28 protein-coding genes are annotated in these 26,726 nt (G+C 71.5%); 19 read left to right on the top strand and 9 right to left on the bottom strand.

Annotation, left to right across the window (positions count from 1 at the left end; translation table 11 throughout):
- Window positions 1-38 precede the first annotated feature (38 nt).
- A complete protein-coding gene (locus MTDSW087_RS06145) occupies window positions 39-929 on the bottom strand; it encodes an alpha/beta fold hydrolase (protein ID WP_144761597.1) in 891 nt (296 codons plus the stop codon).
- Window positions 926-1,438 (bottom strand): phasin family protein, encoded by a 513-nt coding sequence (locus MTDSW087_RS29995; protein ID WP_186383746.1) that lies wholly within the window; start codon window positions 1,436-1,438, stop codon window positions 926-928. Before MTDSW087_RS29995 ends, MTDSW087_RS06145 begins: the two co-directional genes overlap by 4 nt.
- 267 nt (window positions 1,439-1,705) lie before the next feature.
- Here MTDSW087_RS29995 and MTDSW087_RS06135 point away from each other — a divergent pair, with 267 nt between their 5' ends.
- Window positions 1,706-3,355 (top strand): AMP-binding protein, encoded by a 1,650-nt coding sequence (locus MTDSW087_RS06135; protein ID WP_144761591.1) that lies wholly within the window; start codon window positions 1,706-1,708, stop codon window positions 3,353-3,355.
- A 30-nt stretch (window positions 3,356-3,385) separates the two neighbouring features.
- Here the strand turns inward: MTDSW087_RS06135 and MTDSW087_RS06130 are convergent, their stop codons facing one another.
- The gene (locus MTDSW087_RS06130) at window positions 3,386-4,846 is read right to left on the bottom strand and encodes a methyl-accepting chemotaxis protein (protein ID WP_144761588.1); all 1,461 of its coding nucleotides are present in this window, start codon (window positions 4,844-4,846) and stop codon (window positions 3,386-3,388) included.
- A 201-nt stretch (window positions 4,847-5,047) separates the two neighbouring features.
- On the opposite strand from MTDSW087_RS06130, the gene ruvC reads away from it, so the two are divergent.
- Window positions 5,048-5,614: a crossover junction endodeoxyribonuclease RuvC gene (gene ruvC / locus MTDSW087_RS06125; RefSeq protein WP_144761586.1), complete on the top strand. Its 567-nt coding sequence runs from the start codon at window positions 5,048-5,050 to the stop codon at window positions 5,612-5,614.
- A 12-nt stretch (window positions 5,615-5,626) separates the two neighbouring features.
- Here ruvC and MTDSW087_RS06120 read toward each other — a convergent pair whose 3' ends face one another.
- The gene (locus MTDSW087_RS06120; RefSeq protein ID WP_144761584.1) at window positions 5,627-6,241 is read right to left on the bottom strand and encodes a YceI family protein; all 615 of its coding nucleotides are present in this window, start codon (window positions 6,239-6,241) and stop codon (window positions 5,627-5,629) included.
- A gap of 151 nt (window positions 6,242-6,392) precedes the next feature.
- Here MTDSW087_RS06120 and ruvA point away from each other — a divergent pair, with 151 nt between their 5' ends.
- From ruvA to bfr, 3 genes are all read left to right on the top strand, one after another.
- On the top strand, window positions 6,393-7,010 hold the full coding sequence (gene ruvA / locus MTDSW087_RS06115; protein WP_144761581.1) for a Holliday junction branch migration protein RuvA: 618 nt from the start codon (window positions 6,393-6,395) through the stop codon (window positions 7,008-7,010).
- A gap of 286 nt (window positions 7,011-7,296) precedes the next feature.
- Window positions 7,297-7,566: a (2Fe-2S)-binding protein gene (locus tag MTDSW087_RS06110; protein WP_144762036.1), complete on the top strand. Its 270-nt coding sequence runs from the start codon at window positions 7,297-7,299 to the stop codon at window positions 7,564-7,566.
- 46 nt (window positions 7,567-7,612) lie between these two features.
- Window positions 7,613-8,110, top strand: a complete 498-nt coding sequence (gene bfr / locus MTDSW087_RS06105) for a bacterioferritin (RefSeq protein ID WP_144761578.1) — start codon at window positions 7,613-7,615, stop codon at window positions 8,108-8,110.
- A 211-nt stretch (window positions 8,111-8,321) separates the two neighbouring features.
- Here bfr and hemJ read toward each other — a convergent pair whose 3' ends face one another.
- Both hemJ and hemE read right to left on the bottom strand, forming a co-directional pair.
- The gene (hemJ, locus tag MTDSW087_RS06100; RefSeq protein ID WP_144761575.1) at window positions 8,322-8,753 is read right to left on the bottom strand and encodes a protoporphyrinogen oxidase HemJ; all 432 of its coding nucleotides are present in this window, start codon (window positions 8,751-8,753) and stop codon (window positions 8,322-8,324) included.
- 9 nt (window positions 8,754-8,762) lie between these two features.
- Window positions 8,763-9,833, bottom strand: a complete 1,071-nt coding sequence (gene hemE / locus MTDSW087_RS06095) for a uroporphyrinogen decarboxylase (protein ID WP_144761572.1) — start codon at window positions 9,831-9,833, stop codon at window positions 8,763-8,765.
- Between the two features lie 482 nt (window positions 9,834-10,315).
- Here hemE and MTDSW087_RS06090 point away from each other — a divergent pair, with 482 nt between their 5' ends.
- The 8 genes from MTDSW087_RS06090 (at window position 10,316) to MTDSW087_RS06055 (ending at window position 17,073) form a co-directional block, all read left to right on the top strand.
- Window positions 10,316-11,146 carry a pyruvate, water dikinase regulatory protein gene (locus tag MTDSW087_RS06090; protein ID WP_144761569.1) on the top strand — a complete coding sequence of 277 codons (831 nt, stop codon included), beginning with the start codon at window positions 10,316-10,318 and terminating at the stop codon, window positions 11,144-11,146.
- A gap of 193 nt (window positions 11,147-11,339) precedes the next feature.
- Window positions 11,340-11,960, top strand: coding sequence for a Maf family protein (locus MTDSW087_RS06085; protein ID WP_144761568.1), 621 nt, complete (start codon window positions 11,340-11,342; stop codon window positions 11,958-11,960).
- Window positions 11,961-11,973: 13 nt separating this feature from the next.
- The gene (locus tag MTDSW087_RS06080; RefSeq protein WP_144761565.1) at window positions 11,974-12,975 is read left to right on the top strand and encodes a cation diffusion facilitator family transporter; all 1,002 of its coding nucleotides are present in this window, start codon (window positions 11,974-11,976) and stop codon (window positions 12,973-12,975) included.
- The gene (locus tag MTDSW087_RS06075; protein ID WP_144761562.1) at window positions 12,972-13,823 is read left to right on the top strand and encodes a shikimate dehydrogenase; all 852 of its coding nucleotides are present in this window, start codon (window positions 12,972-12,974) and stop codon (window positions 13,821-13,823) included. The genes MTDSW087_RS06080 and MTDSW087_RS06075 overlap by 4 nt, the downstream gene beginning before the upstream one ends.
- On the top strand, window positions 13,820-14,449 hold the full coding sequence (gene coaE, locus MTDSW087_RS06070) for a dephospho-CoA kinase (protein WP_144761559.1): 630 nt from the start codon (window positions 13,820-13,822) through the stop codon (window positions 14,447-14,449). Before MTDSW087_RS06075 ends, coaE begins: the two co-directional genes overlap by 4 nt.
- 49 nt (window positions 14,450-14,498) lie before the next feature.
- Window positions 14,499-15,224, top strand: a complete 726-nt coding sequence (gene dnaQ / locus MTDSW087_RS06065) for a DNA polymerase III subunit epsilon (protein WP_144761556.1) — start codon at window positions 14,499-14,501, stop codon at window positions 15,222-15,224.
- 104 nt (window positions 15,225-15,328) lie between these two features.
- Complete coding sequence (locus MTDSW087_RS06060; protein ID WP_144762033.1) at window positions 15,329-15,766, top strand: CopG family transcriptional regulator; 438 nt, start codon at window positions 15,329-15,331, stop codon at window positions 15,764-15,766.
- A gap of 44 nt (window positions 15,767-15,810) precedes the next feature.
- A complete protein-coding gene (locus MTDSW087_RS06055) occupies window positions 15,811-17,073 on the top strand; it encodes an extracellular catalytic domain type 1 short-chain-length polyhydroxyalkanoate depolymerase (RefSeq protein WP_144761553.1) in 1,263 nt (420 codons plus the stop codon).
- A 364-nt stretch (window positions 17,074-17,437) separates the two neighbouring features.
- On the opposite strand, the gene leuS is transcribed toward MTDSW087_RS06055, so the two are convergent.
- Window positions 17,438-20,035 carry a leucine--tRNA ligase gene (gene leuS / locus MTDSW087_RS06045; protein WP_144761550.1) on the bottom strand — a complete coding sequence of 866 codons (2,598 nt, stop codon included), beginning with the start codon at window positions 20,033-20,035 and terminating at the stop codon, window positions 17,438-17,440.
- Between the two features lie 203 nt (window positions 20,036-20,238).
- Here leuS and MTDSW087_RS06040 point away from each other — a divergent pair, with 203 nt between their 5' ends.
- Complete coding sequence (locus tag MTDSW087_RS06040; RefSeq protein WP_144761547.1) at window positions 20,239-20,994, top strand: YggS family pyridoxal phosphate-dependent enzyme; 756 nt, start codon at window positions 20,239-20,241, stop codon at window positions 20,992-20,994.
- Window positions 20,995-21,004: 10 nt separating this feature from the next.
- Here the strand turns inward: MTDSW087_RS06040 and MTDSW087_RS06035 are convergent, their stop codons facing one another.
- A complete protein-coding gene (locus MTDSW087_RS06035) occupies window positions 21,005-21,466 on the bottom strand; it encodes a MarR family winged helix-turn-helix transcriptional regulator (RefSeq protein ID WP_238179157.1) in 462 nt (153 codons plus the stop codon).
- 161 nt (window positions 21,467-21,627) lie between these two features.
- Window positions 21,628-22,191 (bottom strand): L,D-transpeptidase family protein, encoded by a 564-nt coding sequence (locus MTDSW087_RS06030; protein ID WP_144761544.1) that lies wholly within the window; start codon window positions 22,189-22,191, stop codon window positions 21,628-21,630.
- A gap of 260 nt (window positions 22,192-22,451) precedes the next feature.
- Here MTDSW087_RS06030 and MTDSW087_RS06025 point away from each other — a divergent pair, with 260 nt between their 5' ends.
- From MTDSW087_RS06025 to MTDSW087_RS06005, 5 genes are all read left to right on the top strand, one after another.
- Window positions 22,452-23,135, top strand: a complete 684-nt coding sequence (locus tag MTDSW087_RS06025; protein ID WP_144761541.1) for a response regulator transcription factor — start codon at window positions 22,452-22,454, stop codon at window positions 23,133-23,135.
- A gap of 120 nt (window positions 23,136-23,255) precedes the next feature.
- The gene (locus tag MTDSW087_RS06020; protein WP_144761538.1) at window positions 23,256-23,717 is read left to right on the top strand and encodes a Crp/Fnr family transcriptional regulator; all 462 of its coding nucleotides are present in this window, start codon (window positions 23,256-23,258) and stop codon (window positions 23,715-23,717) included.
- Window positions 23,718-23,828: 111 nt separating this feature from the next.
- Entirely contained in the window at window positions 23,829-24,683 is an 855-nt protein-coding gene (gene dapD, locus MTDSW087_RS06015; RefSeq protein WP_144761535.1) for a 2,3,4,5-tetrahydropyridine-2,6-dicarboxylate N-succinyltransferase, read from the top strand.
- 14 nt (window positions 24,684-24,697) lie between these two features.
- Complete coding sequence (locus MTDSW087_RS06010) at window positions 24,698-25,570, top strand: alpha/beta fold hydrolase (protein ID WP_144761532.1); 873 nt, start codon at window positions 24,698-24,700, stop codon at window positions 25,568-25,570.
- Between the two features lie 265 nt (window positions 25,571-25,835).
- Window positions 25,836-26,711: an acid phosphatase gene (locus MTDSW087_RS06005; protein WP_144761529.1), complete on the top strand. Its 876-nt coding sequence runs from the start codon at window positions 25,836-25,838 to the stop codon at window positions 26,709-26,711.
- Window positions 26,712-26,726: the final 15 nt, after the last annotated feature.

The following is a 26,726-nucleotide window of genomic DNA, read 5'->3' as shown; positions in this document are numbered from 1 at the left end:
GCATCCCGAAGGGATCACCCGGATGTCGTATGACGGATTCAGGCCGCCGGCCCGAGCCAGTCGGTGACGATGCGGATCTGGTCCGGGTCGAGCAGCGCCGGGGCGTGGCCGCAGCCCGGGATCTCCACGAGCTTCGCCTTCGGGCCCTGCTCCGTCATCTGCCGCGCGGTGTCGGCGCGCAGGAGGTCGGACTCCATCCCGCGCAGCAGCAGGACGGGGCAGCGCACCGCCTCCCAGTCGCGCCACATGCTGACGTTGTAGACCCGGCCCGGAGCGAAGGGCACGCCGATATTCGGGTCGTAGTGCGGGCGCCAGCCGCCGCCCGGCTCGGGATAGAAGCTGTGCTCGGTCAACTGGCGCCACTGCGCGTCGGTGAGCGGGCCGAAGCCCGCGAGCGCGGTGCGCAGGCGCCGCTCGGCGGTGGCGAGGCTGTGGTGATGGCGCGGCGCCTCGCGCAGGCGGGTGCCGATCGCCCGCAGGGCGCCCCAGGGCAGGAAGGGCCCGATATCGTTGATGACGAGGCGGCGGACCGGCGTGTTCTCGGCGCCCGCCACCATCATGCCGACGAGGCCGCCGAGCGAGGTGCCGACCCAGTCGATCCGCTCGACGCGCAGATGCGCGAGCAGGGTCGCCATGTCGCGCACGTATTGCGGCAGGCCGTAGAGTTCCGGATCGGTGAGCCAGCCGCTGCGCCCGCGCCCCGGCAGGTCCGGACAGACCACCCGGTAGCCGAGGCCGACGAGGGCCCGGGCGAGCGGGTCGAAGTCGCGGCCCTGCCGGCTCAGGCCGTGCACGCAGACCACGACGTGCGGATTGTCGGGGTCGCCCCAATCGACATAGGCGAGGTCGTGGAAGCGCCCGCGCGCGAAGCCCTGCGTGCGCCCCTCGCGGAAGGGTATCGCCTCCACGAGCCGTCCCACCGCGTTCACGGCCGCTCCGTGCCCCGGGCGCCGTCGGTGGTGCCCTGTGCGGTGCCTTGGGTCGTGCCTTGGGCCGTGGCGACGGCCATGCTCTGGGCCACCCGCGTGGCCGTCTTCTGCAGGTCGAACATCTGCTCGGCGAAGCGCGCGGCCTGGGCGCGCAGATAGGCGGCCTGCAGCTCGATCGCCTCGCGGGGATCCTTGGCCCGGATCAGGCTCTCGGCATGGTCGAAGCCGGCCCGCATGTTCGCATCGGTGGCGACCAGCACGCGCTGGGTGATCTGGCGCAGGCCCGCCCAGCTCCGGCCGGCGGCAGCCTCGTAGTCGTTGGCCGGGGCGCCCCCCAGCGTCGCGTCCGGCTGCCCCGTCCCGGCCAGGGTGCGCAGGTTCGCGACCACGCGGCCGGTCGTCGTCTCGAAGGCGTTGAGGGCGATCTCACCGGCCTCGGCGTAACGCTCGTAGGCTTCCCGCGCCCGGGCTATGCCGTCCTCGGCCAGCCGGCGACCCGCTGTCGTCATGTTGGTCTCAGCCCCTTTTTGCCGACATTTCTCGCCGCAGCGGCGCGCGCGATCAAGCGCGCGCACGGGCTCCGTGCGGTCAGCCGATCCGATGTGTCCGATTTCATGTTGCAGTGCAATAGGGCCGATCCGATCGCGCTGCGGCGGCATGTCGTCCGGGCCCGCCTGTAACGGCGGCCATCCTTGACACCCCGAAAGCCGCGGCGACACACCTGACCGAGGCCGTCCTTCCGCGCGCAACGACGGAGGCGGCCGGGAGGACAGGCCATGACGGGTCCCGGCGCGATTCCGGCGCGAGCCCATCCGTTCGAGGACGGCCTCGGGCGCGGGCCAGCGAACCACGTGGCCCTGACCCCGGCGAGCTTCCTCGCCCGCGCGGCCGCCGCGCTCGGGGAGAACGTGGCGGTGATCGACGGCGAGCGGCGCCTGACCTACGCGGCGCTCCACGCCCGCTGCCGCCGCCTCGCCTCGGCGCTCGCCGCACGCGGGATCGAACGCCTCGACACGGTGGCGATCCTGGCCGGCAACACGCCCGAGATGATCGAGGCGCATTTCGCGGTGCCGATGCGCGGCGCCGTCCTGAACCCGCTCAACACCCGCCTCGACCCGGCCACCATCGCGTTCTCGCTGGACCACGGCGAGGCGAAGGCGCTGATCGTCGATGCCGATTGCGCGGCGCTCGCGGGCCAAGCCCTCGCCCGGCTCGGCCGCGATCTCCTCGTGGTCGCGGCGGGCGGGGCCGCCCTGCCCGGCGCCGTCGCCTACGAGGACCTCCTCGCCGAGGGCGATCCGGACCACGTGCCGGCCGGCCCCGCGGACGAGTGGCAGTCGCTCTGCCTGCTCTACACCTCCGGCACCACGGGCGATCCGAAGGGCGCGGTCTACAGCCACCGCGGCGCCTACCTGCAGGCGCTCGGCAACGCGCTCGCCTTCGGGCTTACGCCGGACAGCGTCTATCTCTGGACGCTGCCGATGTTCCACTGCAACGGCTGGTCCTACCCCTGGGCCATCGTCGCGGCCGGCGGCACGCAGGTCTGCCTGCGCAAGGTCGAGCCGGCGGCGATCTTCCGGCTGATCGCCGCGCACGGCGTCACCCATCTCTGCGGCGCGCCGATCGTGCTCTCGATGATCGCGAACGCGCCGCCGGAGGAGCGCACGCCCTTCGCGCACACCGTGCGCTGCGCCACGGGCGGGGCGGCGCCGCCCTCCACGGTCCTGCGCAGCATGGAGGAGCTGGGCTTCCGCGTCACCCATCTCTACGGCGCCACCGAGAGCTACGGGCCGGCCACGATGTGCCTCGCCCAGCCCGACTGGACGGAGCTGCCGGCGGAGCAGCGCTACGCCCGCATGGCCCGGCAGGGCGCGGGCCTCGCCACCCTCGAGGCGGTGCGGGTCGCCGATCCGGCGAGCCTGGAGCCGGTGCCGCAAGATGGGGTGACCGTCGGCGAGATCTGCCTGCGCGGCAACACGGTGATGAAGGGCTACCTCAAGAACCCGGCGGCCACGGAGGCCGCCCTCGGCGACGGCTGGTACCGCTCGGGCGACCTCGCCGTCTGGCACGCGGACGGCGCCGTCGAGATCAAGGACCGGGCCAAGGACATCATCATCTCGGGCGGCGAGAACATCTCCAGCCTCGAGGTGGAGGAGGTGCTGACGCAGCACCCCGCCGTGATGCTCGCCGCGGTGGTGGCCAAGCCCGACCCGACCTGGGGCGAGAGCCCCTGCGCCTTCCTGGAGCTGAAACCCGGCGCCGCCGCGACGGCGCCGGAGATCCTCGATTTCTGCCGGGCGCGCCTCGCCCGCTTCAAGGTGCCGAGGACGGTGCTGTTCGGCCCGCTGCCCAAGACCTCGACCGGCAAGATCCAGAAGTTCGTCCTGCGCGAGCGGGCGCGCGGGGATGACCCGACCTCCGCCTGATCCGAGCGGAGACCGGATCCGGGACATCCCTCAGCCGGCCTTCAGGAAGCGCTCGACGCTGCCGCTGAGGCTCGTCGAGTGGGCGCTGAGCTTGTCGGCGACCGCGCTCACCGCCTCGGCGAGCTGGCCGGTGGCGCTCGCCGAGACCGAGACCCCGCCGATATGGCCCGACATCTCCTGCGTGGCGGCCGCCTGCTCCTCGACGGCGCTCGCCATCGCCAGGGTCAGCGAGGACAATTCGGCCACCGCCGCGCTGATCGTGCCGATGGCGCCGACCGCCGCGCCGGTCGCCGTCTGGATCGCGGCGACCTGCTGGGTGATCTCGTCGGTGGCCTTGGCGGTCTGGGCGGCGAGCACCTTCACCTCGCTCGCCACCACGGCGAAGCCGCGGCCCGCGGCGCCCGCGCGCGCCGCCTCGATGGTGGCGTTGAGCGCCAGCAGGTTGGTCTGGTCGGCGATCGACTTGATCATGGCGACGACCGCGTCGACCTTGCGCGCGTTCTCGGCGAGGTCGCGCACGGTGGCGTCGGTGGTGGCGGCCTGGGTCGCGATCTGCTGGGTGCGCTCGGTGACGCGCCCGACCTGGCCCGAGATCTCCTGGATCGAGCCCGCCATCTGCTCCGAGCCCGAGGCCACCGAGGAGGCGCGCCGGCGGGCATCCTCGGCCGAGCGCGCCAGCCCCTCGGCCGAACCCTGCATCTCGCGCACCGCCGTCGAGACCGCGTCGACCACCTGCGAGACCTCGGAGGCCATGTTCACCTGGGCCGTCACCACCGACCAGGTCAGCATCGGGCCGACATAGCGGCCATCCGGCCCGTTGATCGCCGAGACCTGGAGCTCCAGCGTCTCCGGCCCGAGCCTGATCTTGGTCCGGTGCGGCAGGCGGCTGCCGTCGGCCAGCATGGTGCGCTGGTGCTGCGGGTTCTTGTGGAACACGTCGATCGAGGCGCCGAGCAGCTCGGAGGCCTTGATCGGCAGGTAGCGCTCGATGGAGCCGAGCGTCTCCTGCGAGGTCTTGTTCAGGTAGTTGATCCGGAAATTGTCCGCCGGGTCGGCGGTCATGACGGCGACGGGCATGCCGTCGATCATCGTCATCAGGCGGCTGGTCTCGTTCTTCTTGGCGGTGATGTCGGCGGCGAACTTCATCACCGAGGCCGGCTCGCCCGCGCCGTTCAGGACGGGACAGTAGGTGGCCTCCAGCCAGACGCGGTTGCCCGACTTGCCGAAGCGCGCGAACTCGCCCGCGACCGGCTCGCCCCGGCGCAGCGTCTCCCAGAAGGTCGTGTAAGCGGCGCTCGCAGCATAACCCGCCTTGACGAAGATGCGGTGATGCTTGCCGCGGACCTCGGCGAGGTCGTAGCCGACCAGATCGAGGAAGTTCCGGTTGGCGTTCAGGATCGTTCCGTCGAGAGCGAACTCGATGGTCGCTAGCGCACGATCGAGTGCTGCGAGCCTGAATTGATCATCGTTCGTCGTCGCCTTGCGGAACATTCCAATACCCCCGTGTGGTATTAGATACATTCGCGATCCATGATTAATATCGCGTAAACGACAAGTCTCGCGCACGGGATCGGAAGGGGGCACCGGTCATCGGGAGCCGCTGTTGGCGAAACCGGATGTTCACGATATGTGCATAGCGCTCAGGGCGACCCCGCGAGCGGTTCCCCACGAGCATGGCGTGAGCAGTCCCAGATGAGCGATCCCGTCCGCGTCCTCGGCATCGATCCGGGCCTGCGCCGCACCGGCTGGGGCGCGGTGACGGTGACCGGCACCAAGCTCGCCTATGTCGATTGCGGCGTCGTCACCTCGGACGGGGACCTGCCGCTGGCCCTGCGCCTGCGCGAGCTGCACGAGGGCATCACCCGGGTGGTCCAGGGCTTCCGGCCCGACGAGGTCGCGGTGGAGGAGACCTTCGTCAACAAGGACGCGCAGGCGACGCTCAAGCTCGGCCATGCCCGGGCGGTGGCGCTCCTCGTGCCGGCGCTGCACGGCATGCCGGTCTTCGAATACGCGGCCAACCTCGTGAAGAAGACGGTGGCCGGCACCGGCCATGCCGACAAGACGCAGATCCAGGCGATGGTGCGCTTCCTGCTGCCCAAGGCCGAGTTCAAGCTCGCGGACGCGGCGGATGCGCTGGCGATCGCGATCGCCCACGTCAATCACCGCGACGCGCACGCCCTGCGCAAGGCGCACCTGCCGGCCGGCGTCTCGGGCCGCGCCGCCGAGCGCATCGCCGCGGCGCTCGCCCGCCAGGGCTGAGGCGGCGATTTCCTACTGCGCCGCCTTGAACTCGCCTTCGAGCCTGAGCGTCACCTCGTCGCCGAGGATCGGCAGGAAGGCGTTGATGCCGAAATCCGAGCGCTTGATCACCGCGCGCCCGTCGAAGCCCACCGTGTATTTCTTGTCGACCGGGCTGATGCCGGCCTGGTTGAAGGTCGCGTCGAGGGCGATCGGCTTGGTCACGCCCTTGAGCGTCAGGTCGCCGAGGATGCGCGCGGTGGTCGGGCTCGTCGGCTCGACGGCGGTCGCTGTGAAGGTCGCGGTCGGGAATTTCTGCGTGTCGAAGAAGTCCGGCGTCTTCAGGTGCGCGTCGAGCTTCGGGTTGAGGCCGCTCACGCTGTCGATGCCGACGGAGACGCTGAGGCGGCTGTTGGCCGGCGCCTTCGGGTCGAGGGTGGCCTGGCCCGTCACGTCGGTGATCTGCCCGTAATAGGTCGAGTAGCCGAGATGGCTCAGCGACCAGGTGATCTTGCCGTGGGCGGAGTCGAGCACGTAGGCGCCGGGGCGCACCTGGGTCGGGTCCGTGGTCGGCCCGTCGGCGTTCTGGGCCGCGGCGGGGGCGGCGAGGAGCAGGCCGAGGGCGAGGAGGATCGGGGTCCGGCGCATGGGCAATCCGCGGGGCTCGGTCGGGGGCGTGCCGGGCCGCGAGGGCCGGCGAGGGCCTCCTGTTTCCACGAAGGCCGGCCCGCGCTCAAGCCGCGCATGGCGCCAGGCGGGGCGGTTCTGTAGTCATCGGGACGGGGATGAAGGCGGTACGATGATCGGCAAGCTCAAGGGCGTGGTGGATTCCTTCGGCGAGGACTTCGTGATCCTCGACGTGAACGGCGTCGGCTACGTGGTGCATTGCTCGGCCCGCACCCTGCAGCGCCTGCCGAAGACCGGCGAGGCCGCTCAGCTCTCGATCGAGACGCATGTGCGCGAGGACATGATCCGCCTCTACGGCTTCCGCTCGGATGCCGAGCGCGAGTGGTTTCGCCTGCTCCAGACCGTCCAGGGCGTGGGCGCGCGCGTGGCGCTGGGCGTGCTCTCGGTGCTGGAGCCGGACCAGCTCGGCGCCGCGATCGCCACGGGGGACAAGACCTCGGTCGCCCGCGCGCCGGGCGTCGGCCCGCGCCTCGCCGCCCGGCTCGTGGCGGAGCTCAAGGACAAGACCCCGGCCTTCGCGCCGCTCGACCCGGCGCTCGCGAGCCTCGCCGGCATGGCGGAGGAGCGCGGCGCCCCCGGCCCGGTCGCGGACGCGGTCTCGGCACTGACCAATCTCGGCTACCCGCAGACCCAGGCCGCGGTCGCGGTCGCCGCCGCCCTCAAGGCCGCGGGCGAGGGCGCCGAGGCGAAGGTGCTCATCCGCCTCGGACTCAAGGAACTGGCGCGCTGAAGTCCCGCGTGCTGTGCGTTTTCGGCGCAGTCATCATTATCCGCCGGATCCCGTTCACCAATTTCGCATCGGGCGATCGAATTGCCCCCGGCAAAATCGGAAGCCCTTGACGGGGACGGCCTGGAATGCCAAGTGTCCGCCGCTAACGCGTTGAAAACGTTCTAGTTTTCAAGAATTCTAATCTAGCGCGAAGCCGGGGCGTCTTCCAGAGCGGGAGCCCTCGATCCGAGGACGGCCGGACGATCTCGTGCGGCCCGAGGCACAGAAGCAGGGTTTTGCGGCTCGCATGATCGTCTGTTCCTGCAACGTCTTGTCCGATGGCGCCGTGCGCGGCTGCCTCGATCCCGGCCCGGGCTGCCCGCGCACGCCCGCCCAGGTCTATGCCTGCCTCGGCTGCAGCCCGAAATGCGGGCGTTGCGCGCGGACCATCCGCTCGATCGTACAAAAAGCTCTGGCCGATGCGGCGATGCTGGACGCCCATGCCTGCAGCGCATCTTGCGCGAGCGCCTGCAGTCTGAAACAATTCCAAACTACGGACGAGGAGCTGGCCGCCTGACGCATCGCACCTGACTCCTCCGTCCATCTTACGGAGAGATCGGGGCATGAAGGGCGACACCAAGGTCATCGAGTACCTGAACCGCGGCCTGCGCAGCGAGCTGACGGCGGTCAACCAGTACTGGCTCCACTTCCGGATCCTGAACGATTGGGGCTACGTCGACCTCGCCAAGTTCTGGCGCAAGGAATCGATCGAGGAGATGAACCACGCCGACCGGTTCATCGACCGCATCCTGTTCCTCGACGGCTTCCCGAACCTGCAGGAGCTTGATCCGCTGCGGATCGGTCAGACCGTGCAGGAGATCATCGAGTGCGACCTCGCGGCCGAGAACGAGGCCCGCGCGCTCTACCTCGAGGCGGCGAAGTACTGCGACTCGATCAACGACCGCGTCTCCAAGCGCCTGTTCGAGGATCTCGCCGAGGACGAGGAAGGCCATATCGACTTCCTCGAGACGCAGCTCGAGCTGATCAAGCAGATCGGCCTGCCGCTCTACGCCCAGCGCCATATCGGCGGCCTCGAGCAGATCGCGCCCGAGAAGGAGTGATCCTCGGGCGTCGAGAGGGATCATCCCTTTCGCGGAGCCCTGGTAGAGACGCCGGGGCCTTGCCCCGGCACCCCACCCAAGGGACCTAGAGCGCTATCCGCCGAAGTGGGTACCGGTTCGGCGAAAGAGAGCGCGTCAAAACAATGATTTAGGGACGATCCCGATTGCAGCGCGATCGGGATCGTCCCTAATCCCTTGGGAATCCCGGGATCTACGAGCCCGGCTTCACCACCGCGAGGATGACGATGACGATCATCAGGAGCGTCGGCACCTCGTTGACCACCCGGTAGAAGGTCGGCTGGCGCGTGTTCCGGTCGGCGGCGAAGTCCTTCACCGCCCGGGCGAGGAAGCCGTGCATGCCGCTCATCGCGAGCACCAGCACGAATTTCGCCTGCAGCCAGGGGCTCGCGTAGGAGCCGCTCATCCAGGCGAGCGTCAGGCCGAGGATCCAGGTTGCGATCATGGCCGGGGTCATGATCGCCTTGAGGAGCCGCCGCTCCATCACCTTGAAGGTCGCCGACTGCACGTCCGAGCCCGCCGGCAGGCCGGCATGGTAGACGAACAGGCGCGGCAGGTAGAGCATCGCCGCCATCCACGCGATCAGCGCGATGACGTGGAACGCCTTGATCCAGTCGTAGAGCATCGCCTCGGCTCAGGCCCGCAGCCGCGCGAGCATGCGCTCGACATGGGCGACGGGCGTCGGCGGCGTGATGCCGTGGCCGAGGTTGAAGATGTGCGGCAGGCCTGCGGTGGCCTGGAGGATGGCCGCCACCGCCGCGTCGAGGGCCGGCCCGCCCGTGATCAGCAATTCGGGATCGAGATTGCCCTGGGTGACGGTGTTCGCCGGCAGACGGGCCCGTAAGGCCGCGAGATCGACCGCCCAGTCGACGCCGACGGCATCGGCGCCCGTCTCCGCCACGACGCGGGCATGGCCCTCCAGGCCCGATCCTCGCGCGAAGACGATGATCCGCGCGCCCGGCACCCGGGCGCGGATGCCCGCGATCATCCGGGCGATCGGCCGGAACGACCAGCGCGCCAGGGCGTCCGCCTCCGGGCCCGTGGCGTCGGGCAGGCTGCCGGCATGGGACTCGAAGATCTGCACCGCGTCGGCGCCCGCCTGGAACTGGCGCACGAGGTACTCGGTCTGCACCGCGACCAGCCGGTCGATGAGTTCGTCGACGAGGGCGGTGTCGGATGCGGCGAGCGCCCGGGCCGGGGCGAGGTCCGGCGTGCCGCGCCCGCCGATCATGTAGCTCGCCACCGTCCAGGGCGCGCCGCAGAAGCCGAGCAGCGTCGTCTCGGCGGGCAATTCGGCGCGCAGGCGCCGCACCGTCTCGAAGACGGGGGCGAGATGCGTGAACACCGCCGGGTCCTCGGCCGCGCGCAGGCGCTCGAATTCGGACCTCCCGGCGAGCGGATCGAGGCGGGGCCCCTCCCCTTCCACGAAGCGCACGTCCTGGCCGAGCGCGTGGGGCACGACGAGGATGTCCGAGAACAGGATCGCCGCGTCGAAGCCGAAGCGGCGGATCGGCTGCAGCGTCACCTCGACCGCGAAGTCCGGGCTGTAGCAGAGGTCGAGGAAGGAGCCGGCCTCGGCCCGCGTGGCGCGGTATTCCGGCAGGTAGCGGCCGGCCTGGCGCATCACCCAGGCGGGTGGCGGCGACAGCGGCTCGCCCGCCAGCACCCGCATGAGCCTGCGCTCGGTTCCCTGACCCTGCACCATCCGCTCCTCAAGCGCTTCCCGAAAACCCTGGTCCGGTGTCCTGCCCGGCCTTGCTCCCCTCGGATGGGGCGCGACGGCGCCGTCCCCACACCGGCCCTCTCTAAAGAGAAGAGAGAATCTAGGACTCTGTTTTTTCTCTTGGACGTTGGATGACGGGGCCGCAACCGCATCCACAGCCCGTCCCCGCCGCGTCGGCGTTAAGAGGGCTTTAACAGGTTCGCGCTAATGTCCCGGATAGGCTAGGCCGCAGAGGGCCTTGGGCGTGGCGACACGGCCGCGCGGGCCCGTGCGTCCCGGATTCTCCCAAGGACCCGGATTCCGTGCGTCCCATCGCAGCACCTGTTGAGGGCGGAGTCGAGAGATCCGGCCGCTCGCGTGCTGGACCCTGGCCGCGGGGCATCCTATCCACATCCATCGACTCCCCTGACGGCTCCGGTGGATAAGCGGCCCCCGCCCTCCCCGCCACGGCCGGAGGCGCCCGGATGAGCCGCAGCTACTTCCACCTCCACCTCGTCTCGGATTCCACCGGCGAGACGCTGATCAATGTGGGCCGCGCGGCCGCCGCCCAGTACGAGGGCATCTCGGCGATCGAGCACGTCTATCCGCTGGTGCGCTCCGGGCCGCAGCTCGAGCGCGTGATCTCGGAGATCAAGGCGGCGCCGGGCCTCGTGCTCTACACCCTGGTCGGCGGCGACCTCGGCGAGCGGCTGGAGACCGCCTGCCGCGAGACCGGCTCGCCCTGCCTGTCAGTGCTGCAGCCGGTCCACGCCCTGCTGCAATCCTATCTCGGCGCGCAGACCACGGCGCGGCCGGGCGCGCAGCACATGCTCAACGCCGAGTACTTCAAGCGCATCGACGCGATGAACTTCACGCTGGCCCACGACGACGGCAACCTGCCGGACGACCTGGAGGAAGCGGACGTGATCCTGCTCGGGGTCAGCCGCACCTCGAAGACGCCGACCTCGATCTACCTCGCCAATCGCGGCCTCAAGACCACGAACCTGCCCCTCGTCCCCGGCGTGCCCCTGCCGCCCGCGCTCGAGGCGACCCGGCGCCCGCTCATCGTCGGCCTGTTCGCGAGCCCCGAGCGCATCGTGCAGATCCGCCAGAACCGGCTGCTCAGCCTCAACGCCGACGAGTCGACGCTCTACGTCGACCGCGAGGCGGTGGCCGACGAGATCACCGCCTCGCGCCGCCTCTTCACCCGCAACCGCTGGCCGACCATCGACGTGACCCGCCGCTCCATCGAGGAGACGGCCGCCGCGATCCTCGACCTCTACCGCGACCACCGGCTGAAATTCATCGCCGTCTGACGATCCCGCCGATGCCGCGCATCCGCGGCCCCGCGTTGACCTTTGGCTAACGGCTGGCTGCCATTCTCCCCGACAGAGGCCACGTCGCGTACCGGCCTCGCCAGCAGCCCCGCCGTCCGCCCCTCCGGACGGCGGGGCTCGTCCATGTGCCGATCGCGCTTGCCCGCCGCGCGCGATCCGTGACACTGGGCCGATGAATCCGGTCTCACCCTGGCTCGGCCCCAAGCCGCTCCTCCTCGCCTCGACGAGCCCGACGCGCCGTCTGCTGCTCGAAGGTGCCGGCCTGCCCGTCGAGACCGAGGCGCCGGATGTCGACGAGCGCGCCGTCGAGGCCGCCTGCGCCGGGCTGGCGCCGCCGGAGCTCGCCCGTCGGCTCGCCGAGGCGAAGACCCTGGCCGTGGCGCGCCGGCATCCGGACCGGATCGTGGTCGGCGCCGACCAGGTGCTGGCGCTCGGCGACACCCTGTTCCACAAGCCGACCGATCTAGAGACCGCAGGCGCCCAGATCGCGCGGCTCGCCGGCCGGACCCATCACCTGCACGCGGCCTTCGCCCTGGCGCACGGGGCGGAGATCGTGGCCGGCGCGGTCGAGACCGCGAGCCTGACCATGCGGCCCCTCGATGAGGCGCAGATCGCGGCCTATCTCGCCTGCGCCGGCGAGGCCCGCCTCCGCGCGAGCGTCGGCGGCTACCAGCTCGAAGGGCTCGGCATCCACCTGTTCGCGGCGGTCGCGGGCGAGCACAGCACCATCCTCGGCCTGCCGCTGCTGCCGCTCCTGGCGGCGCTGCGCGCCGACGGCTGGCTTCGGTTCTGAAAGGACTCGGGCCTTGCACGATCACGGGCACGATCACCGCGCGCATGCGGGCCACGATCATGATGACGACCACGGGGCCGGGCATGGATCCGGTCACAGCCATCACAGCCATGGCGGCGGCCACGGCCATGTCCACGCGCCCGCGTCGTTCGGCCGGGCCTTCGCGATCGGCATCCTGCTGAACACGGCCTTCGTCGTCGTCGAGGCCGGCTACGGCTGGGCCAGCAATTCCATGTCCCTCGTGGCCGATGCGGGCCACAACCTCTCCGACGTGCTCGGGCTCGTCGTCGCCTGGGTGGCCTCGGTGCTGGTCCGGCGGCGGCCGAGCACGCGCTTCACCTACGGGCTGCGCGGCTCCTCGATCCTCGCCGCCCTGTTCAACGCCGTGTTCCTGCTCGTCGCCGTCGGCGCCATCCTGTGGGAGGCGGCCTGGCGCCTCGTCCATCCCGAGCCCGTCGCGGGGGTCACGGTGATGGTGGTGGCCGGCATCGGCATCCTGATCAACGGCTTCACCGCCTGGCTCTTCGCATCCGGCGCCAAGGGCGACATCAACATCCGCGGCGCCTTCCTGCACATGGCGGCCGATGCGGCGGTCTCGGCCGGGGTGGTGCTTGCCGGCCTCGTCATCCTCCTCACCGGGTTCGACTGGATCGATCCGCTCGTCAGCTTCGCCATCGGCGGTCTCATCATCTGGGCGAGCTGGGCCCTCCTGCGCGACAGCGTGGCGATGTCGCTCGCCGCGGTGCCGCCAGGCATCGCGTCGGAGGAGGTGGCGGCCTGCCTGCGCGGCCAGCCCGGCGTGGTGGAGATCCACGACCTCCACATCTGGCCGATGAGCACCACCGAGCCGGCGCTGACCGTCCATCTCGTGATGGCGGAGGGCCATCCCGGCAACCGCTTCCTGATCGCCGTGGCGGAGGAGCTGCGCGGCCGCTTCGGCATCGTCCACGCCACCGTTCAGATCGAGGAGGCGGGCGGACCGCCCTGCCACCTCGCCGGAGCCTGCGCCGTATGAGCCAAGCGATGAAACGCGCCTTCGTCGTCGGACACCCGATCGCCCATTCGCGCTCGCCGCTGATCCACGGGCATTGGCTTTCCGAGCACGGCATCGCCGGCAGCTACACGCGCATCGACGTGGCGCCCGCAGATTTCGCCGGCTTCGTAGACGGATTAGCCAGCTCTGGATTTGCCGGGGGCAACGTCACCATCCCGCACAAGGAGGCGGCCCGGGCCCTCGCGCACCGGCTCACGCCGCGCGCGGAGCGGATCGGCGCGGTCAACACGCTGATCGTCGAGGGCGACGGCCGGATCCTCGGCGACAACACCGACGCGCCGGGCTTCGTCGCCCATCTCGACCAGAGCCTCGGTGACGACTGGCCGGAGCGGACGGGCGGCACCGCCCTGGTGCTCGGGGCCGGGGGCGCCGCCCGCGCCGTCGTCATCGGCCTCGCCGAGCGCGGCCTGACGCGCATCCGCGTCGCCAACCGCAGCCCCGAGCGGGCGGCGGCGGTCGCGGCCCTGGTCCCGGGAATCGCGGAAGCCGTCGCGTGGTCCGAGATCCCGGATCTCCTGGCCGAGACCGGCCTTCTCGTGAACACCACCTCGCTCGGTATGGTCGGGCATCCGGCCCTGGACGTGGATCTCACCCCCCTTCCCGCCCGGGCGGCGGTGGCCGACATCGTCTACGCGCCGCTGGAGACGCCTCTCCTGCGCGAGGCCCGGGCGCGCGGGCTCGCGGCGGTCGATGGGCTCGGCATGCTGCTGCACCAGGCGGTGCCGGGCTTCGCGGCCTGGTTCGGGGTCCGACCCGCGGTCACGCCCGCCCTGCGCGCGCGCATCGAGGCGGACCTGACCGGGCGATGACCACCCTCCCCCGGCCGCTGGGCCGGCCCTTCGTGCTCGGCCTGACCGGCTCGATCGGCATGGGCAAGTCGGCCACCGCGGCGATGTTCGCCGCCCGCTCCGTACCGGTCCACGACGCCGATGCCGCGGTGCATCGGCTGTACGGACCGGGCGGCGCGGCGGCGGCCGCGATCGGGGTGGCCTTTCCGGGCACGCTGGCGGCGGATGGCAGCGTCGACCGTGCGGCCCTGCGCGCCGCCGTGCTCGGCCGGCCGGACGCACTCGCGCGCCTGGAGCGCATCGTCCACCCCCTCGTGGGCCGGGTGGCGCAGGATTTCCTCGCCCGCCACCGCGACGCGCCCCTCGTCCTCCTCGACATTCCCCTCCTCTACGAGACCGGCGGCGAGGGCCGCTGCGACGCGGTCCTCGTCGTCACCGCCCCGCCCGAGATCCAGCGCGCCCGCGTTCTGGCCCGCCCCGGCATGGACGCGGCCGCCCTCGGCGCGATCCTCGCCAAGCAGATGCCGGATGCCGAGAAGCGGGCCCGCGCGGATTTCGTGATCGACACGAGCCGGGGATTCGCGGCGGCCGAGGCCGAGGTGGACCGGATCATCGCGACCGTCATCGGCGGGGAACAGGCCGGTTAACCGGGGCCGGTTATCGGATAAGCTCGGCCGGCTTTCGGGACCTGGAACCATGCTGCGCGAGATCGTCCTCGACACCGAGACCACCGGCACCGACGCCAAGAACGGCGACCGGCTCATCGAGGTGGGCTGCGTCGAGCTGATCAACCACGTCCAGACCGGCCGCACCTACCACGCCTACGTGAACCCGCAGCGCGCGGTGCATCCGGACGCCTTCGCGGTGCACGGGCTCTCGGACGCCTTCCTCGCCGACAAGCCGGCCTTCGGCGCGATCGTCGCCGACCTCGTCGCCTTCTGCGACGGCGGCACCCTCGTGATCCACAACGCGCCCTTCGACGTGGGCTTCCTCAACATGGAATATGCCCGGCTCGGGGCGGGCGCGCCCCCGCCGATCGTGCTCGGCGACGTGGTCGATACGCTGATCCTGGCGCGCAAGAAGCATCCGGGCGCCGGCAACAGCCTCGACATGCTGTGCAACCGCTACGGGATCGACCGCAGCCGGCGCACGAAGCACGGGGCGCTCCTCGACGCGCAGATCCTGGCCGAGGTCTATGTCGAGCTGCTCGGCGGCAAGCAGACCGGGTTCGATCTCGGCGTCGCGGCCGCAGAACCGATGCGGACGGCGGCGGTTGTCGAGGCGGGCCTGGTCGAGCGCCGCGCCCGTCCGCATCGAAGCCGCCTGACGGATGCGGAGCGCGCCCGCCACGACGCCTTCCGCGCGGGCCTCGGCGGCCAGGCGATCTGGGCCGACTATATCGGCGCCGACGAGCCGGGCTGACCGATCACGAAGGCGTGATGCAATGGTGCGATGCACCAAGTACCGTTGCAACGCACAATGACAATCCCATATCCATCCCCGTGGATGGTGATGGGATGGACCGCATGCTCGACATCGCGCCGGAGTTGCCGGCTCTCGCCCGGCCGGCCGGCCGGGCGCTCGACAGCGAGAAGATCACGATCAATCTCGGGCATGTCGATCTCGGCCATGTGGATCTGCTCGTCGCCGAGGGGGTCTACGCCAACCGCAGCGACTTCATCCGCACGGCGATCCGCAACCAGATCGAGCGCCATGCCGAGGTGACGCGGCAATCCGTTGCGCGGCGCAGCGTCGAGCTCGGCCTGCGGCGGATCGACCGCCACACCCTCGAGGCGGCGCGCGCGGAGGGGCGGATGCTCGACATCCGCGTGCTCGGCCTCGCCACCATCGCCCCGGACGTCACGCCCGAGCTCGCCCGGGCCACCATCGCCTCGCTCGAGGTGCTCGGCAGCCTCCAGGCCAGTCCGGCCGTGAAGGCCGCCCTGGCCGACCGGCTGCCCTGACCGCGGCCACGCTACGCCCCTTCCACGACATCCCGCGAGGACCCATGACCGAACGTGGCAACCGGACGCATGTGCGCCTCGACGACATCATGGAGGCGACCCGTCTCACCACCCTCGGGCGGCTCGACGAATCGACCGCTCTGATCCAGCGCAGCCTGTTCGGCCTCGGCGCGCCTCCGGAGCCTGCCGGAGCGCCGGGCCGTGCCGTCGGCCATGCGGCGACCGTCGATCCGCACGACGGCGCCGCTGCGGAGAGCCTCGCCGCGGCGCAGGCCGCCCTCAGCCCCGAGCGCATGCGCGCCGCCTTCGGCAACGTGGTGCGGGGCCTCGGGCGCGGGGTCGCGCCGGTGGTCGCCCCGGTGCTGAAGGGTTTGGAGGGCTGGGCCGGTGGGGTCCAGCGTGCGCCGGAGCCCGCGCAGCCCGAGGCGCGCAGCCCGGGCGGCGACTTCGTCGCGGGCCAGTTCACCTGCGCGGCGGGGACGCGCGACTACAAGCTGTTCGTCCCGAGCCGGCCGCAGGTGCGGGCGCCCCTCGTCGTGATGCTGCACGGCTGCACCCAGTCGCCCGACGATTTCGCAGCCGGCACCGGCATGAACCCGCTCGCCGAGCGCGAGGGGATCTTCGTGGTCTATCCCGGGCAGTCCCGCCTCGCGAACGGGCAGAAGTGCTGGAACTGGTTCGAGCCGCGCGACCAGGGCCGCGAGGGCGGCGAGGCGGCGATCATCGCCGGGCTGACCCGGGCGCTGGTCGCCGAGCACGGTCTCGATTCCGGACGGGTCTACATCGCCGGCATGTCGGCGGGCGGCGCGGCCGCGGCCAACATCGCCCGCGCCTATCCCGACCTCTACGCCGCGGTCGGCATCCATTCCGGGCTCGCGGCGGGCTGCGCCCGCGACGTGTCCTCCGCCCTGATGGCGATGCAGGTGGGCGCGCCCGGCTCGACCGACCCGTCCGGCTTCGGCGCCCCCGTCTCGGGCCTGCGCGTGCCGACCATCGTCTTCCACGGCGACGAGGACGGCACCGTCAGCGTGCGCAACGCCGATCAGGTCCTGGCCCAGGCGGGCACGGACGGCCTCGCCGTCACCCGCGAGCGCTTCGAGGATGCCGGCCACCCCTTCACGCGCACCCGCTACCAGGACGCCGACGGCCGGGTTCTGGTGGAGGATTGGCGCGTGCGCGGCGCCGGCCATGCCTGGTCCGGCGGCGACCCGCGCGGCAGCTACACCGATGCGCGCGGGCCGAACGCCTCCCGGGCGATGCTCGACTTCTTCTCCCAGCACGGCCTGAAGCCGCGCCGGGCCGCTTGAGAAGCCTGTTTGAGCGGATCGTGCCGTCGTCCCTGGTCTCGACCTCATCGCGGGATGCATGGACGGAAGCGAGCAGCCAAACAGGCTCTGACACGGCTTCTGGATGATCGGAGTAGGTTGCCGCGGATCCCCTCTCCCCGCTTGCGGGGAGAGGGTCGCGACGGCCTCGTCGTCGTCGCGACAAGGCGGCAGCCGAGGGTGAGGGGGCGATTCCGATGGAGTCTCTTCCGGAATCACCCCCTCACTGCCGCTCCGGCTTACGCCTCCGCTTCCTGCCTGCACGACGAGGTGCAGGCAGGCCTCTCCCCGCCCAGCGGGGAGAGGGGGACGCGCTGTCAGCCGAAGCGATCGACTGGAAGCGCGATCACACCACCAGGTTCACGATCCGGCCCGGCACCACGATGACCTTCCGCGGCGCCCGGCCCTCCAGCACCTTCTGCACGGATTCGAGCGCCAGCGTCGCGGCCTCCACCGCCTTGACGTCTGCGTCGCGCGGCACGGTCACGTCCGCGCGCTTCTTGCCGTTGATCTGAACCGGCAGGGTGATCTCGTCCTCGACGAGCAGCGTCGGCTCGACCTGCGGCCAGGGCGCCTGCGCGACGAGGCCGGGACGGCCGAGCGCCTGCCAGCTCTCTTCGGCGAGATGGGGCATCATCGGCGCGATGAGCTGGACGAGGATGCCGGCGGCCTCCTGCGCGGCCGGGCCCGAGGCCGTGCCGCCGCGCAGGGCCTCGTCCAGGGCGTTGGCCAGGGTATAGACCTGGGCGACGCAACGGTTGAAGCGCAGGCGCTCGACATCCTCCTCGATGCCCGCCAGGGCCCGATGGGCGGCCTTGCGGAGCGCGAGGTCGGCGGCGCCGTCGCCCGCGGCCTGTGCGGCGGCGTTCACGAGGCGCCAGACGCGCTGCACGAAGCGGGCGGCGCCCTGCACCCCCTCCTCCGTCCAGATCACGTCGCGCTCCGGCGGCGAGTCGGACAGCATGAACCAGCGCGCGGTGTCGGCGCCGTAGCTGGCGATGATGTCGTCGGGGTCGACCACGTTCTTCTTCGACTTCGACATCTTCTCGATGGCGCCGATGGCGATGGGCGCCGCGGTTTTCACGTGGAACGCCTTGCGCTCGCCGCCCGCGCTCTCGAAGCGGATCTCGGCCGGCGGCACCCAGGCGCCGCTCGCGTCCTTGTAGGTTTCGTGGACGACCATGCCCTGCGTGAACAGGCCGGCGAAGGGCTCGGCCACGCCCGACCAGCCGGTCTCGCGCATCGCCCGGGTGAAGAAGCGGGCGTAGAGCAGGTGCAGGATCGCGTGCTCGATGCCGCCGATATATTGATCGACCGCGAGCCAGTGATCGACCGCCTTGCGGTCGGTCGGCGCGTCCGTGAGCCAGGGCGCTGTGAAGCGGGCGAAGTACCAGGACGAGTCGACGAAGGTGTCCATGGTGTCGGTCTCGCGCCGCGCCGCCGCCCCGCATTGCGGGCAGGGCACGGTGCGCCAGGCGTGGTCGCGCTCCAGCGGGTTGCCGGGCTGGTCGAAGGAGACCTCCTCGGGCAGCTTCACCGGCAGGTCCGCCACCGGCACGGGCACCGGCCCGCAGGACTCGCAGTGGATGATCGGGATCGGGCAGCCCCAGTAGCGCTGGCGCGAGACGCCCCAGTCGCGAAGCCTGAACTGCACCTTGCGCGCCGCCACCGGCTTGCCGGTGAGCACCTCCCCTTCCAGGCGGTTCGCCACCGCCTCGAAGGCCTCGTGCGCGCTCATCCCGTCGAGGAAGCGCGAATTGATCATCCGGCCGTCGCCGTCATAGGCCGTGTCGGTGATGACGAAGCTCGCCGGGTCCTGGTCCTCGGGGCAGACCACGGGCGTGTTGCCGAGCCCGTACTTGTTGGCGAAGTCGAGGTCGCGCTGGTCGTGGGCCGGGCAGCCGAACACGGCGCCGGTGCCGTATTCCATCAGCACGAAGTTCGCGACGTAGACCGGCAGCTCCCAGGCCGGGTCGAGCGGGTGGCGGACCGTCAGCCCGGTATCGAAGCCGAGCTTCTCGGCCGTGTCGATCGCCTCCTGCGCGGTGCCGATGCGGCGGCACTCCTCGATGAAGCCCTGCAGCGCCGGATTGCCCGCAGCCAGAGCCGCCGCGAGCGGGTGGTCGGCGGCGATCGCCAGGAACTTCGCGCCGAACAGGGTGTCCGGCCGCGTGGTGTAGACCTTGACCTCGGCCTGCTCGTGGACGGCGCGGGAGAGCGCGAAGCGGACCTCGAGCCCCTCCGATTTGCCGATCCAGTTCTTCTGCATCAGCCGGACCTTCTCCGGCCAGCGCTCCAGACCGTCCAGCGCCCCGAGCAGGTCCTCGGCGAAGTCGGTGATCCTGAAGAACCACTGGGTCAGCTCACGGCTCTCGACGAGCGCGCCCGAGCGCCAGCCGCGCCCGTCGATGACCTGCTCGTTGGCGAGCACGGTGTGATCGACCGGGTCCCAGTTCACCTTGGCGGTGCGGCGCGTGACGAGGCCCTTCTCCAGGAAGTCCAGGAACATGCGCTGCTGGTGCTTGTAATAAGCCGGGTCGCAGGTCGCGATCTCGCGGCTCCAGTCGAGCGACAGGCCCATGGCCTGGAGCTGGCCGCGCATGGCGGCGATGTTGGCGTAGGTCCAGTCGCGCGGGTTGACCTTGCGCTCCATGGCTGCGTTCTCGGCCGGCAGGCCGAAGGCGTCCCAGCCCATCGGGTGGAGCACGTTGAAGCCCCGGGCGCGCCTGTAGCGGGCCACCACGTCGCCCATCGCGTAGTTGCGCACGTGGCCCATATGGATGCGCCCCGACGGATAGGGGAACATCTCCAGCACGTAGTATTTCGGGCGGCCGTCGTCGTTCGGCGTCTCGAAGATCTTCGCCTGCGCCCAGGCCTCCTGCCAGCGCGGCTCGGCATCCTTGGCGTTGTAGCGCTCGGGCGCGGTCGGGTTCGGATTCGTCATGGCTCGGATCGAGGCGCTGGATCGGGCGCGCGCGGGCGGCTCGGGGCCCGGGATGCGCTGGGTCTCGGGCGGCACTAGCATATTCGTGGCCGATGCGGTCAACGCGGGCGTCGCAGGACCGCCCTGCGGGAGCGGAGCGCTTGCGGTCCGCGTTCGGGCTGATAGGTCCCTCGGCCAACCGCCCCGACACCCGGACACGCGCAATGGATACGCCCGAGACCGATACGCAAGAGACCGAGGCGCAGGAGGCGGCCCCCTCCCCCGCGGCGCGTCCCCCGGTCGGCGAGGCCGACGTCGCGGCGGGTCTCGCGGAGGTGAAAGCCGGCATCGTGCAGGCCGCCGAGGATTGCGGGCGCGATCCGGCCGGCGTCCACCTCGTCGCGGTGTCGAAGACGGTGCCGGCCGAGACGATCCTGCCGGCGCTGGAGGCGGGCCAGCGCCTGTTCGGCGAGAACTATGTGCAGGAATCGAAGGCCAAATGGCCCGCGCTGAAGGCGCGCTACCCGGATGTGGAGCTGCACCTCGTCGGCCCGCTGCAATCGAACAAGGCCCGCGAGGCGGTGGAGCTGTTCGACGTGATCCACTCCCTCGACCGGCTCTCCCTCGCCGCGGCGCTCGCCAAGGAGATCGCGCGCACGGGCCGGACGCCGAAGCTCCTGATCCAGGTCAATACGGGCGAGGAGCCGCAGAAGGGCGGCGTGGCGCCCGATCAGGTCGACGCGCTGCTCGCCGAGTGCCGCGACACGCACGGGCTGGCGATCCAGGGCCTGATGTGCGTGCCCCCGGTGGAGGATCCGCCCTCCGCCCATTTCGCGCTGCTGGCCCGGATCGCCGAGCGGCACAACCTGCCGATCCTCTCCATGGGCATGAGCGCCGACTATCCGGCCGCGATCCAGCTCGGCGCCACCCATGTCCGGGTCGGCACCGCGATCTTCGGGGCGCGCGCCCGCAAGGATTGATCGGAGCCGGTCAGCCGCGGCCGACCACCCGGGCGAGGGACAGGCGCAGCGCATCGGCCTCCGTGGGGCCGTACTGCGCCTCGAAGGCGGCCTGGGCGCGGCTCCACGGGTCGCGGGCCGCGTCCAGCCGTTCCAGGCCGGCGGCGGTGAGGCTCAGGGCGCGGGTGCGCGCGTCGCGGCCGGCGCCGATATGGACGAGGCCCTCGCGTTCGAGCGGGCGCAGGGCGCGGCCCGTGGCCGTCCGGTCCATCACCAGTTGCTGCGCCAGCTCGTTCACCGCGAGCGGGCCGCTCCGGTTCAGCACCGCGAGCACCGCGTACTGGGTCGAGCGCAGGCCGACCGCGGCGAGGTGGCGGTCGTAGAGCTGCGTCACGTGCCGCGCGGCCTGGCGGACGGCGAGGCAGTGGCAGGGCGAGGCCGCCATGCCGGCCGTGCGCTCGCTCCTCCGGGCAGCCCGTGGGGATGGGGACATCAGGCGGGCTCTCCTCGTGCGGTCGTCCGTGCGTGGCGGCGGGCGCGACCGCCGGGTCACGCCGTCATAACAGAATGCGCCGGGCGCAGGCTCGGCCCTGCGGCGTTTGCCGGCGCATCACCCAGAATGCAACTTCCGATTGTGACGTGGAGGCCGCACGGTCACGGTATCAATAGACGCGTCCGCGGCCCGAGGCGTCGCAGCAGGCGCAGGAGGTCGGGAAGCCGGAGGGCGACGCAACCCTCGGTCGGTTTGAAGCCGGGCCGCGCCACGTGCAGGAAGATCGCCGAGCCCCGCCCCGGCCGGATCGGCCCGCGATTGTGGCCGAGGTCGATCACCACGTCGTAGAGGCCGTCGTCGCGCCACATCCGCTCGGCGCTGATGCCGGGCGCCGGCAGGCGGATCGGCCGGTTGTAGCGCGGGTCGCGCGGGTCGTCGCACCAGCCGTCGGACGGCCGGGTCGGGCGCAGCGGCAGGGCGCTGACGGGCCGCCGCCCGAGACGGTCGAGCCGGAAGGCGCCTCCGAGCAGGCGCAGGCTTCCGCGCGGCGAGCCGCCGTCCCCCTCCCGCTTCGTCCGCACGATCCCAGCGGCGCCGAGCGCGCAGGGGATGACGGCGCCGGGCACGAGGAGCTGGCCGCGCCGCCGGTCGCCCACCTGAGGGCGCACGCGCAGGCTGGCGAGCGTGGTCCGGACCGGCCGGGCGGCCTTCGCGACGGGTCTCATCGGGCTCTCGAACGGGCGTCTCGGGCAGGGCCTTCGAGGACGGCTCGTAGGGTGGGACGGGATGAAAGGCAAAAAAGTCGACGAATTGTGCGCAAGCCAATTCCCAGACGAGAAAACCGCATTATTCTGATGCATATGCCCGGACCGAGATTGTCCGGTGCTGGGGGGGGTGCCTTCCGTCCGCCGTCCCGGTTCCCCTCGGGACGCCGCGCCGGCCCTCCTCGGCCCGGCCTGTTGCGTCCCCCGAGAGTGCCCGGACGATGAACGCCTACCGCCTCCTGATCTGCGACGACGACGCGATCCTGCGCGAGACCCTGACCGAGCAGTTCGACGCCTACGACGAGTTCACCGTCGTCGGCGCCGCCACCGCCGAGGCCGCGATCGCCACAGTGGGCGAGGACCGGATCGACCTCGCGGTGATGGATGTCGGCCTGCCCGATATGGACGGCCGCGAGGCGGTGCGCCTGATGCGCCGCAACGGCTATCGCGGCCCGGTGATCATGCTCACCGCCCAGGATTCCGAGGAGGACACGGTCGAGGGGCTGGAGGCCGGCGCCAACGACTACGTCACCAAGCCGTTCAAGTTCGCCATCCTGCTCGCGCGCATCCGGGCGCATCTGCGCAGCCACGAGGCCTCCGAGGACGCGATCTTCCAGATCGGCCCCTACACCTTCCGGCCCGGGGCGAAGCTCCTCATCGGCGAGCGCGGCTCGAAGCTGAAGCTCACCGAGAAGGAGACGGCGATCCTGCGCTTCCTCTACCGCGCCGGCCGCGAGGTGGTGGGCCGCGACACCCTGCTCGCCGAGGTCTGGGGCTACAACGCCCACGTCACCACGCACACGCTGGAGACCCACATCTACCGGCTGCGCCAGAAGATCGAGCCGAACCCCGCCACCGCCGCGATCCTCGTGACGGAAGGCGGCGGCTACAAGCTCCTGCCCTGAACCACCTGCCTGATCGCACGGACTTCGCCGCCTTTACGTCCCCCTGCCCTCTCGTGCGGCGGATACGGTTCAGCTAAAGCTCACCGGATTGCGTGCCATGCAGCCCGGGGTTGACGCGCGTTGGGGCTCGACGACGACATCGCGATTCTCGCCGCCGCGCCGCTGCTCCGCTTCTTCGGGCAGGACGCCCTGCGCCTGATCACCTTCGCCTCCGAGCGGCGCGCGCTGGCGGCCGACGAGGTGCTGTTCCGCCAAGGCGACCCGGCGGACGGGGCCTTCGTGGTGATGGCGGGCACGGTCCGGCTGATGCCGCGGGCGGCGGGCGCCGAGCCGGTGACGGCCGGCCGCTCGGCGCTGATCGGGCAGCTCGCCCTGTTCACCGGCGGCGAGCGCCCCTGCGAGGCGCGCGCGGCCGAGGCCGCCGACGTGATGCGCGTGACGCCCATCCTCGTGCGCCGGCTGATGGCGGAGTTTCCCGAGGCCGCCACCGCGATCCACGACGCCCTGGCGGAGGATCTGGCCGTGCTGTCGGCGGACCTCGCCCGCCTCGAGGCCCAGTTCTCGGGGGTCTCGGGCCCCTGAGCGCGGTCGCCGGGCGCCCCCGCCTGCGGCGCGGTGAGACAAGGGTGACAGGGCAGGCCCACCTCTGTAAGCACGGGCCTTCCCATTGCCCCAATTCGAGCCGGAAGAGCCATGTCCGAGGCTGAAGCCCACGCCGATCTCGCGCGCACCATCGAGAACGCCTGGGAGGAGCGCGCCACCATCGATACCGGCACGCGCGGCCCCGTGCGCGACGCGGTGGAGACGGCCCTGAACCTGCTCGATTCCGGCAAGGCGCGCGTCGCCGAGAAGTCGGGCAGCGACTGGCAGGTCAACCAGTGGCTGAAGAAGGCGGTGCTGCTCTCCTTCCGCCTCACCGACATGGACCTGATCGCCGGCGCCCCCGGCGGCGCCTCGTGGTGGGACAAGGTGCCCTCGAAGTTCGACGGCTGGGATGCCGAGCGCTTCCGGGCCGCCGGCTTCCGCGCGGTGCCGGGCGCCGTCGTGCGCCGCAGCGCCTTCATCGCGCCGGGCGCGGTGCTGATGCCCTCCTTCGTCAATCTCGGCGCCTATGTCGGCGAGGCGACCATGGTCGACACCTGGGCGACGGTCGGCTCCTGCGCGCAGATCGGGAAGAACTGCCACATCTCCGGCGGCGCTGGCATCGGCGGCGTGCTGGAGCCGCTGCAGGCCAACCCGGTGGTGATCGAGGACAATTGCTTCATCGGCGCCCGCGCCGAGGTCGCCGAGGGCGTGATCGTCGGCGAGGGCAGCGTGCTCTCGATGGGCGTCTATCTCGGCGCCTCGACCCGCATCGTCGACCGCGCCACGGGCGAGGTCTTCTACGGCCGCGTGCCGCCCTACTCCGTGGTGGTCTCGGGCTCGATGCCCGGCAAGCCGCTGCCGGACGGGGCGCCGGGCCCGAACCTCTACTGCGCGGTCATCGTGAAGCGCGTCGATGCCGGCACGCGCGCCAAGACCGGCATCAACGAGCTGCTCCGCGACTGAGCGCGTCCGGTCCGATGGCGGCCCTGCGGCAGGAGACGCGCAACCTCGACCTCGCGGTCGGCGCCTTCCCCTGCCCCACCCCGATCGACCTGATCGGCCACGGGGCGCCGGCCCTCCTGCTGCCGGCGCTCTCGACCATCTCGGCGCGGGCCGAGATGCACGGGCTCGCCGAAGAGCTCGGCGGCGCCTATCGCTGCGTCGTGCCCGACTGGCCGGGCTTCGGCGACCGCACGCGCCCGCGGCTCCCCCTCGATCCGCAGACCCTGCACGGCTTCCTCGACGCCCTGCTGGCGCGATTGCCCGGCCCCTACGCCCTCGGTATCGGCGCCGGCCACGCGGCGGGCTACCTCGTCGCCGCGGCGCGGCGGCATCCAGGCGCCTTCTCCCGCCTCGTCCTCGTCGCGCCGACCTGGCGCGGGCCGCTGCCCACCGCGATGGGGCCGGAGCGCAGGCCCCTCTTCGGGCGCATCCGCCGCGCCGTGGAGGCGCCCCTCGTCGGCGAGGCGCTCTATCGGATCAATATCAGCCCGCCGATCATCGGCCGAATGATGCGCGCCCACGTCTATGCCGAGGCCGCGCGCGTCACCCCCGATCTGGTGCGGATGAAGCACGCGATCACCCGGCACCGGAACGGCCGCTTCGGCACCGCCGCCTTCGTCACCGGGGGCCTCGACCCGGTCGAGACCCGGGACGACTTCCTCGCGCTGTTCGGGGACGGCCTGCCGCCGATCCAGGTGCTGCGGCCGGAGCGCGCCCCGCGCCGCTCGGGCGCGGAGATGGATGCCCTCGCGGCGAGCGGCCATGTCCAGGTCGCGCCGATCCCGGGCGCGCTCAGCCCGCACGAGGAATATCCGGCCTCCGTCGCCGCCGCGATCCGGGCCGGTTGAGAACGCTTTGGGTTTCCAAAGGCCTCAGGCCTTTGGCGGGTCCAGGGCGGAGCCCTGGTCATCGAAGATCAGGGCCCTGCCCCGATACCCCGCCAAAGGGGTGACCCCTTTGGGATCCCGGATTGGGGCTTGCGCGCGAAATTCGTGTCGCTTTGTATCGGGAATCCGCTCGAACGGGCGGGCGCGGCGCGCGCCGCCATAGGCGCGTCGCAGAACGAGACCTATTCTTGTTCGAATCACAGGATCGTGAGCCCTTCGGAGTCCGATGCCCCGCCTGCCCCTCCTGCCCGCGCTGCTGACCGTGACGCTGCTCGGCGCCGCCCCGGCCCTGGCCCAGGCGATCCAGCCCAAGCCCGCGGCCCCGCCCGAGACTGCGGCGCCCTCCGTCGGCGCGGACACGCTGAAGCCCGGCAAGCCCGCGGTGAAGCCCTATCTCAGCGAGGCCGCCGCGCCGGACACGGTGCAGATCCTGTCGCCGCCGCCCGCGAGCCACTCGCCCCTCGACAATGCGGACCGGGCCGCCTTCACCAACACCCGTGCCCTGCGCGGCAGCGCCCGCTGGGAGCTGGCCTCCAGCGACGTGGCCGAGGGCGCGGCGGCCATCCTCGACACCTATGCCTGCGTGCTCGGCACCCGGATCGACCAGACCCGCGTGCCGGCGGTGATCGCCCTGTTCGACCGGGCCCGTCTCGACATCGCCCGCGCGACGCGGGGGCCCAAGCTGCATTACCGGCGCCTGCGCCCCTTCGTCGGCAACGAGGCGCCGATCTGCGTGCAGCGGACCCAGCAGCTCGCCGACAGCTTCAGCTACCCCTCCGGCCATGCCACGCAGGGCTGGGCCTATGCGCTGATGATGGCCGCCCTGGTGCCGGAGAAGGCCACCATCATCCTCGCCCGCGGCCGGGCCTATGGCGAGAGCCGCATCATCTGCGGCGTGCACTGGCTGACCGACGTCTCGGCCGGGCGCACCAATGGCTCGGCGGTCTTCGCCGCGCTGATGGGCGATGCGGGCTTCCGGGCCGACATGGACAAGGCCAGGGCCGAGCTCGCCAAGGTGCTCGACGGCAAGGGCCCGCCCCCCGAGGCGGCTATCTGCACCCGCGAGAGCAACGCCCTGAAGGAGCCCGCCCTCCAGTTCTGAGCGGGTGCCGTCAGA

The organism is Methylobacterium dankookense, from assembly GCF_902141855.1.
GTDB lineage: Bacteria > Pseudomonadota > Alphaproteobacteria > Rhizobiales > Beijerinckiaceae > Methylobacterium > Methylobacterium dankookense.
Note: the sequence above shows the minus strand (reverse complement) of the source record. Positions and strands in the feature narration are given on the sequence as shown.

Excerpts from the sequence above, each read along its gene's own strand:
- hemJ (WP_144761575.1), bottom strand. The coding sequence starts at position 8,753 with ATGCTCTACGACTGGATCAAGGCGTTCCACGTCATCGCGCTGATCGCG.
- MTDSW087_RS06120 (WP_144761584.1), bottom strand. The coding sequence starts at position 6,241 with ATGCGCCGGACCCCGATCCTCCTCGCCCTCGGCCTGCTCCTCGCCGCC.
- MTDSW087_RS06075 (WP_144761562.1), top strand. The coding sequence starts at position 12,972 with ATGAGCCAAGCGATGAAACGCGCCTTCGTCGTCGGACACCCGATCGCC.
- MTDSW087_RS29995 (WP_186383746.1), bottom strand. The coding sequence starts at position 1,438 with ATGACGACAGCGGGTCGCCGGCTGGCCGAGGACGGCATAGCCCGGGCG.
- MTDSW087_RS06010 (WP_144761532.1), top strand. The coding sequence starts at position 24,698 with ATGGCGGCCCTGCGGCAGGAGACGCGCAACCTCGACCTCGCGGTCGGC.
- dnaQ (WP_144761556.1), top strand. The coding sequence starts at position 14,499 with ATGCTGCGCGAGATCGTCCTCGACACCGAGACCACCGGCACCGACGCC.
- MTDSW087_RS06025 (WP_144761541.1), top strand. The coding sequence starts at position 22,452 with ATGAACGCCTACCGCCTCCTGATCTGCGACGACGACGCGATCCTGCGC.
- MTDSW087_RS06005 (WP_144761529.1), top strand. The coding sequence starts at position 25,836 with ATGCCCCGCCTGCCCCTCCTGCCCGCGCTGCTGACCGTGACGCTGCTC.
- MTDSW087_RS06040 (WP_144761547.1), top strand. The coding sequence starts at position 20,239 with ATGGATACGCCCGAGACCGATACGCAAGAGACCGAGGCGCAGGAGGCG.
- MTDSW087_RS06030 (WP_144761544.1), bottom strand. The coding sequence starts at position 22,191 with ATGAGACCCGTCGCGAAGGCCGCCCGGCCGGTCCGGACCACGCTCGCC.
- coaE (WP_144761559.1), top strand. The coding sequence starts at position 13,820 with ATGACCACCCTCCCCCGGCCGCTGGGCCGGCCCTTCGTGCTCGGCCTG.
- MTDSW087_RS06085 (WP_144761568.1), top strand. The coding sequence starts at position 11,340 with ATGAATCCGGTCTCACCCTGGCTCGGCCCCAAGCCGCTCCTCCTCGCC.
- MTDSW087_RS06110 (WP_144762036.1), top strand. The coding sequence starts at position 7,297 with ATGATCGTCTGTTCCTGCAACGTCTTGTCCGATGGCGCCGTGCGCGGC.
- MTDSW087_RS06055 (WP_144761553.1), top strand. The coding sequence starts at position 15,811 with ATGACCGAACGTGGCAACCGGACGCATGTGCGCCTCGACGACATCATG.
- MTDSW087_RS06060 (WP_144762033.1), top strand. The coding sequence starts at position 15,329 with ATGCTCGACATCGCGCCGGAGTTGCCGGCTCTCGCCCGGCCGGCCGGC.
- MTDSW087_RS06035 (WP_238179157.1), bottom strand. The coding sequence starts at position 21,466 with ATGTCCCCATCCCCACGGGCTGCCCGGAGGAGCGAGCGCACGGCCGGC.
- dapD (WP_144761535.1), top strand. The coding sequence starts at position 23,829 with ATGTCCGAGGCTGAAGCCCACGCCGATCTCGCGCGCACCATCGAGAAC.
- ruvC (WP_144761586.1), top strand. The coding sequence starts at position 5,048 with ATGAGCGATCCCGTCCGCGTCCTCGGCATCGATCCGGGCCTGCGCCGC.
- leuS (WP_144761550.1), bottom strand. The coding sequence starts at position 20,035 with ATGACGAATCCGAACCCGACCGCGCCCGAGCGCTACAACGCCAAGGAT.
- MTDSW087_RS06135 (WP_144761591.1), top strand. The coding sequence starts at position 1,706 with ATGACGGGTCCCGGCGCGATTCCGGCGCGAGCCCATCCGTTCGAGGAC.
- MTDSW087_RS06130 (WP_144761588.1), bottom strand. The coding sequence starts at position 4,846 with ATGTTCCGCAAGGCGACGACGAACGATGATCAATTCAGGCTCGCAGCA.
- bfr (WP_144761578.1), top strand. The coding sequence starts at position 7,613 with ATGAAGGGCGACACCAAGGTCATCGAGTACCTGAACCGCGGCCTGCGC.
- hemE (WP_144761572.1), bottom strand. The coding sequence starts at position 9,833 with ATGGTGCAGGGTCAGGGAACCGAGCGCAGGCTCATGCGGGTGCTGGCG.
- MTDSW087_RS06090 (WP_144761569.1), top strand. The coding sequence starts at position 10,316 with ATGAGCCGCAGCTACTTCCACCTCCACCTCGTCTCGGATTCCACCGGC.
- ruvA (WP_144761581.1), top strand. The coding sequence starts at position 6,393 with ATGATCGGCAAGCTCAAGGGCGTGGTGGATTCCTTCGGCGAGGACTTC.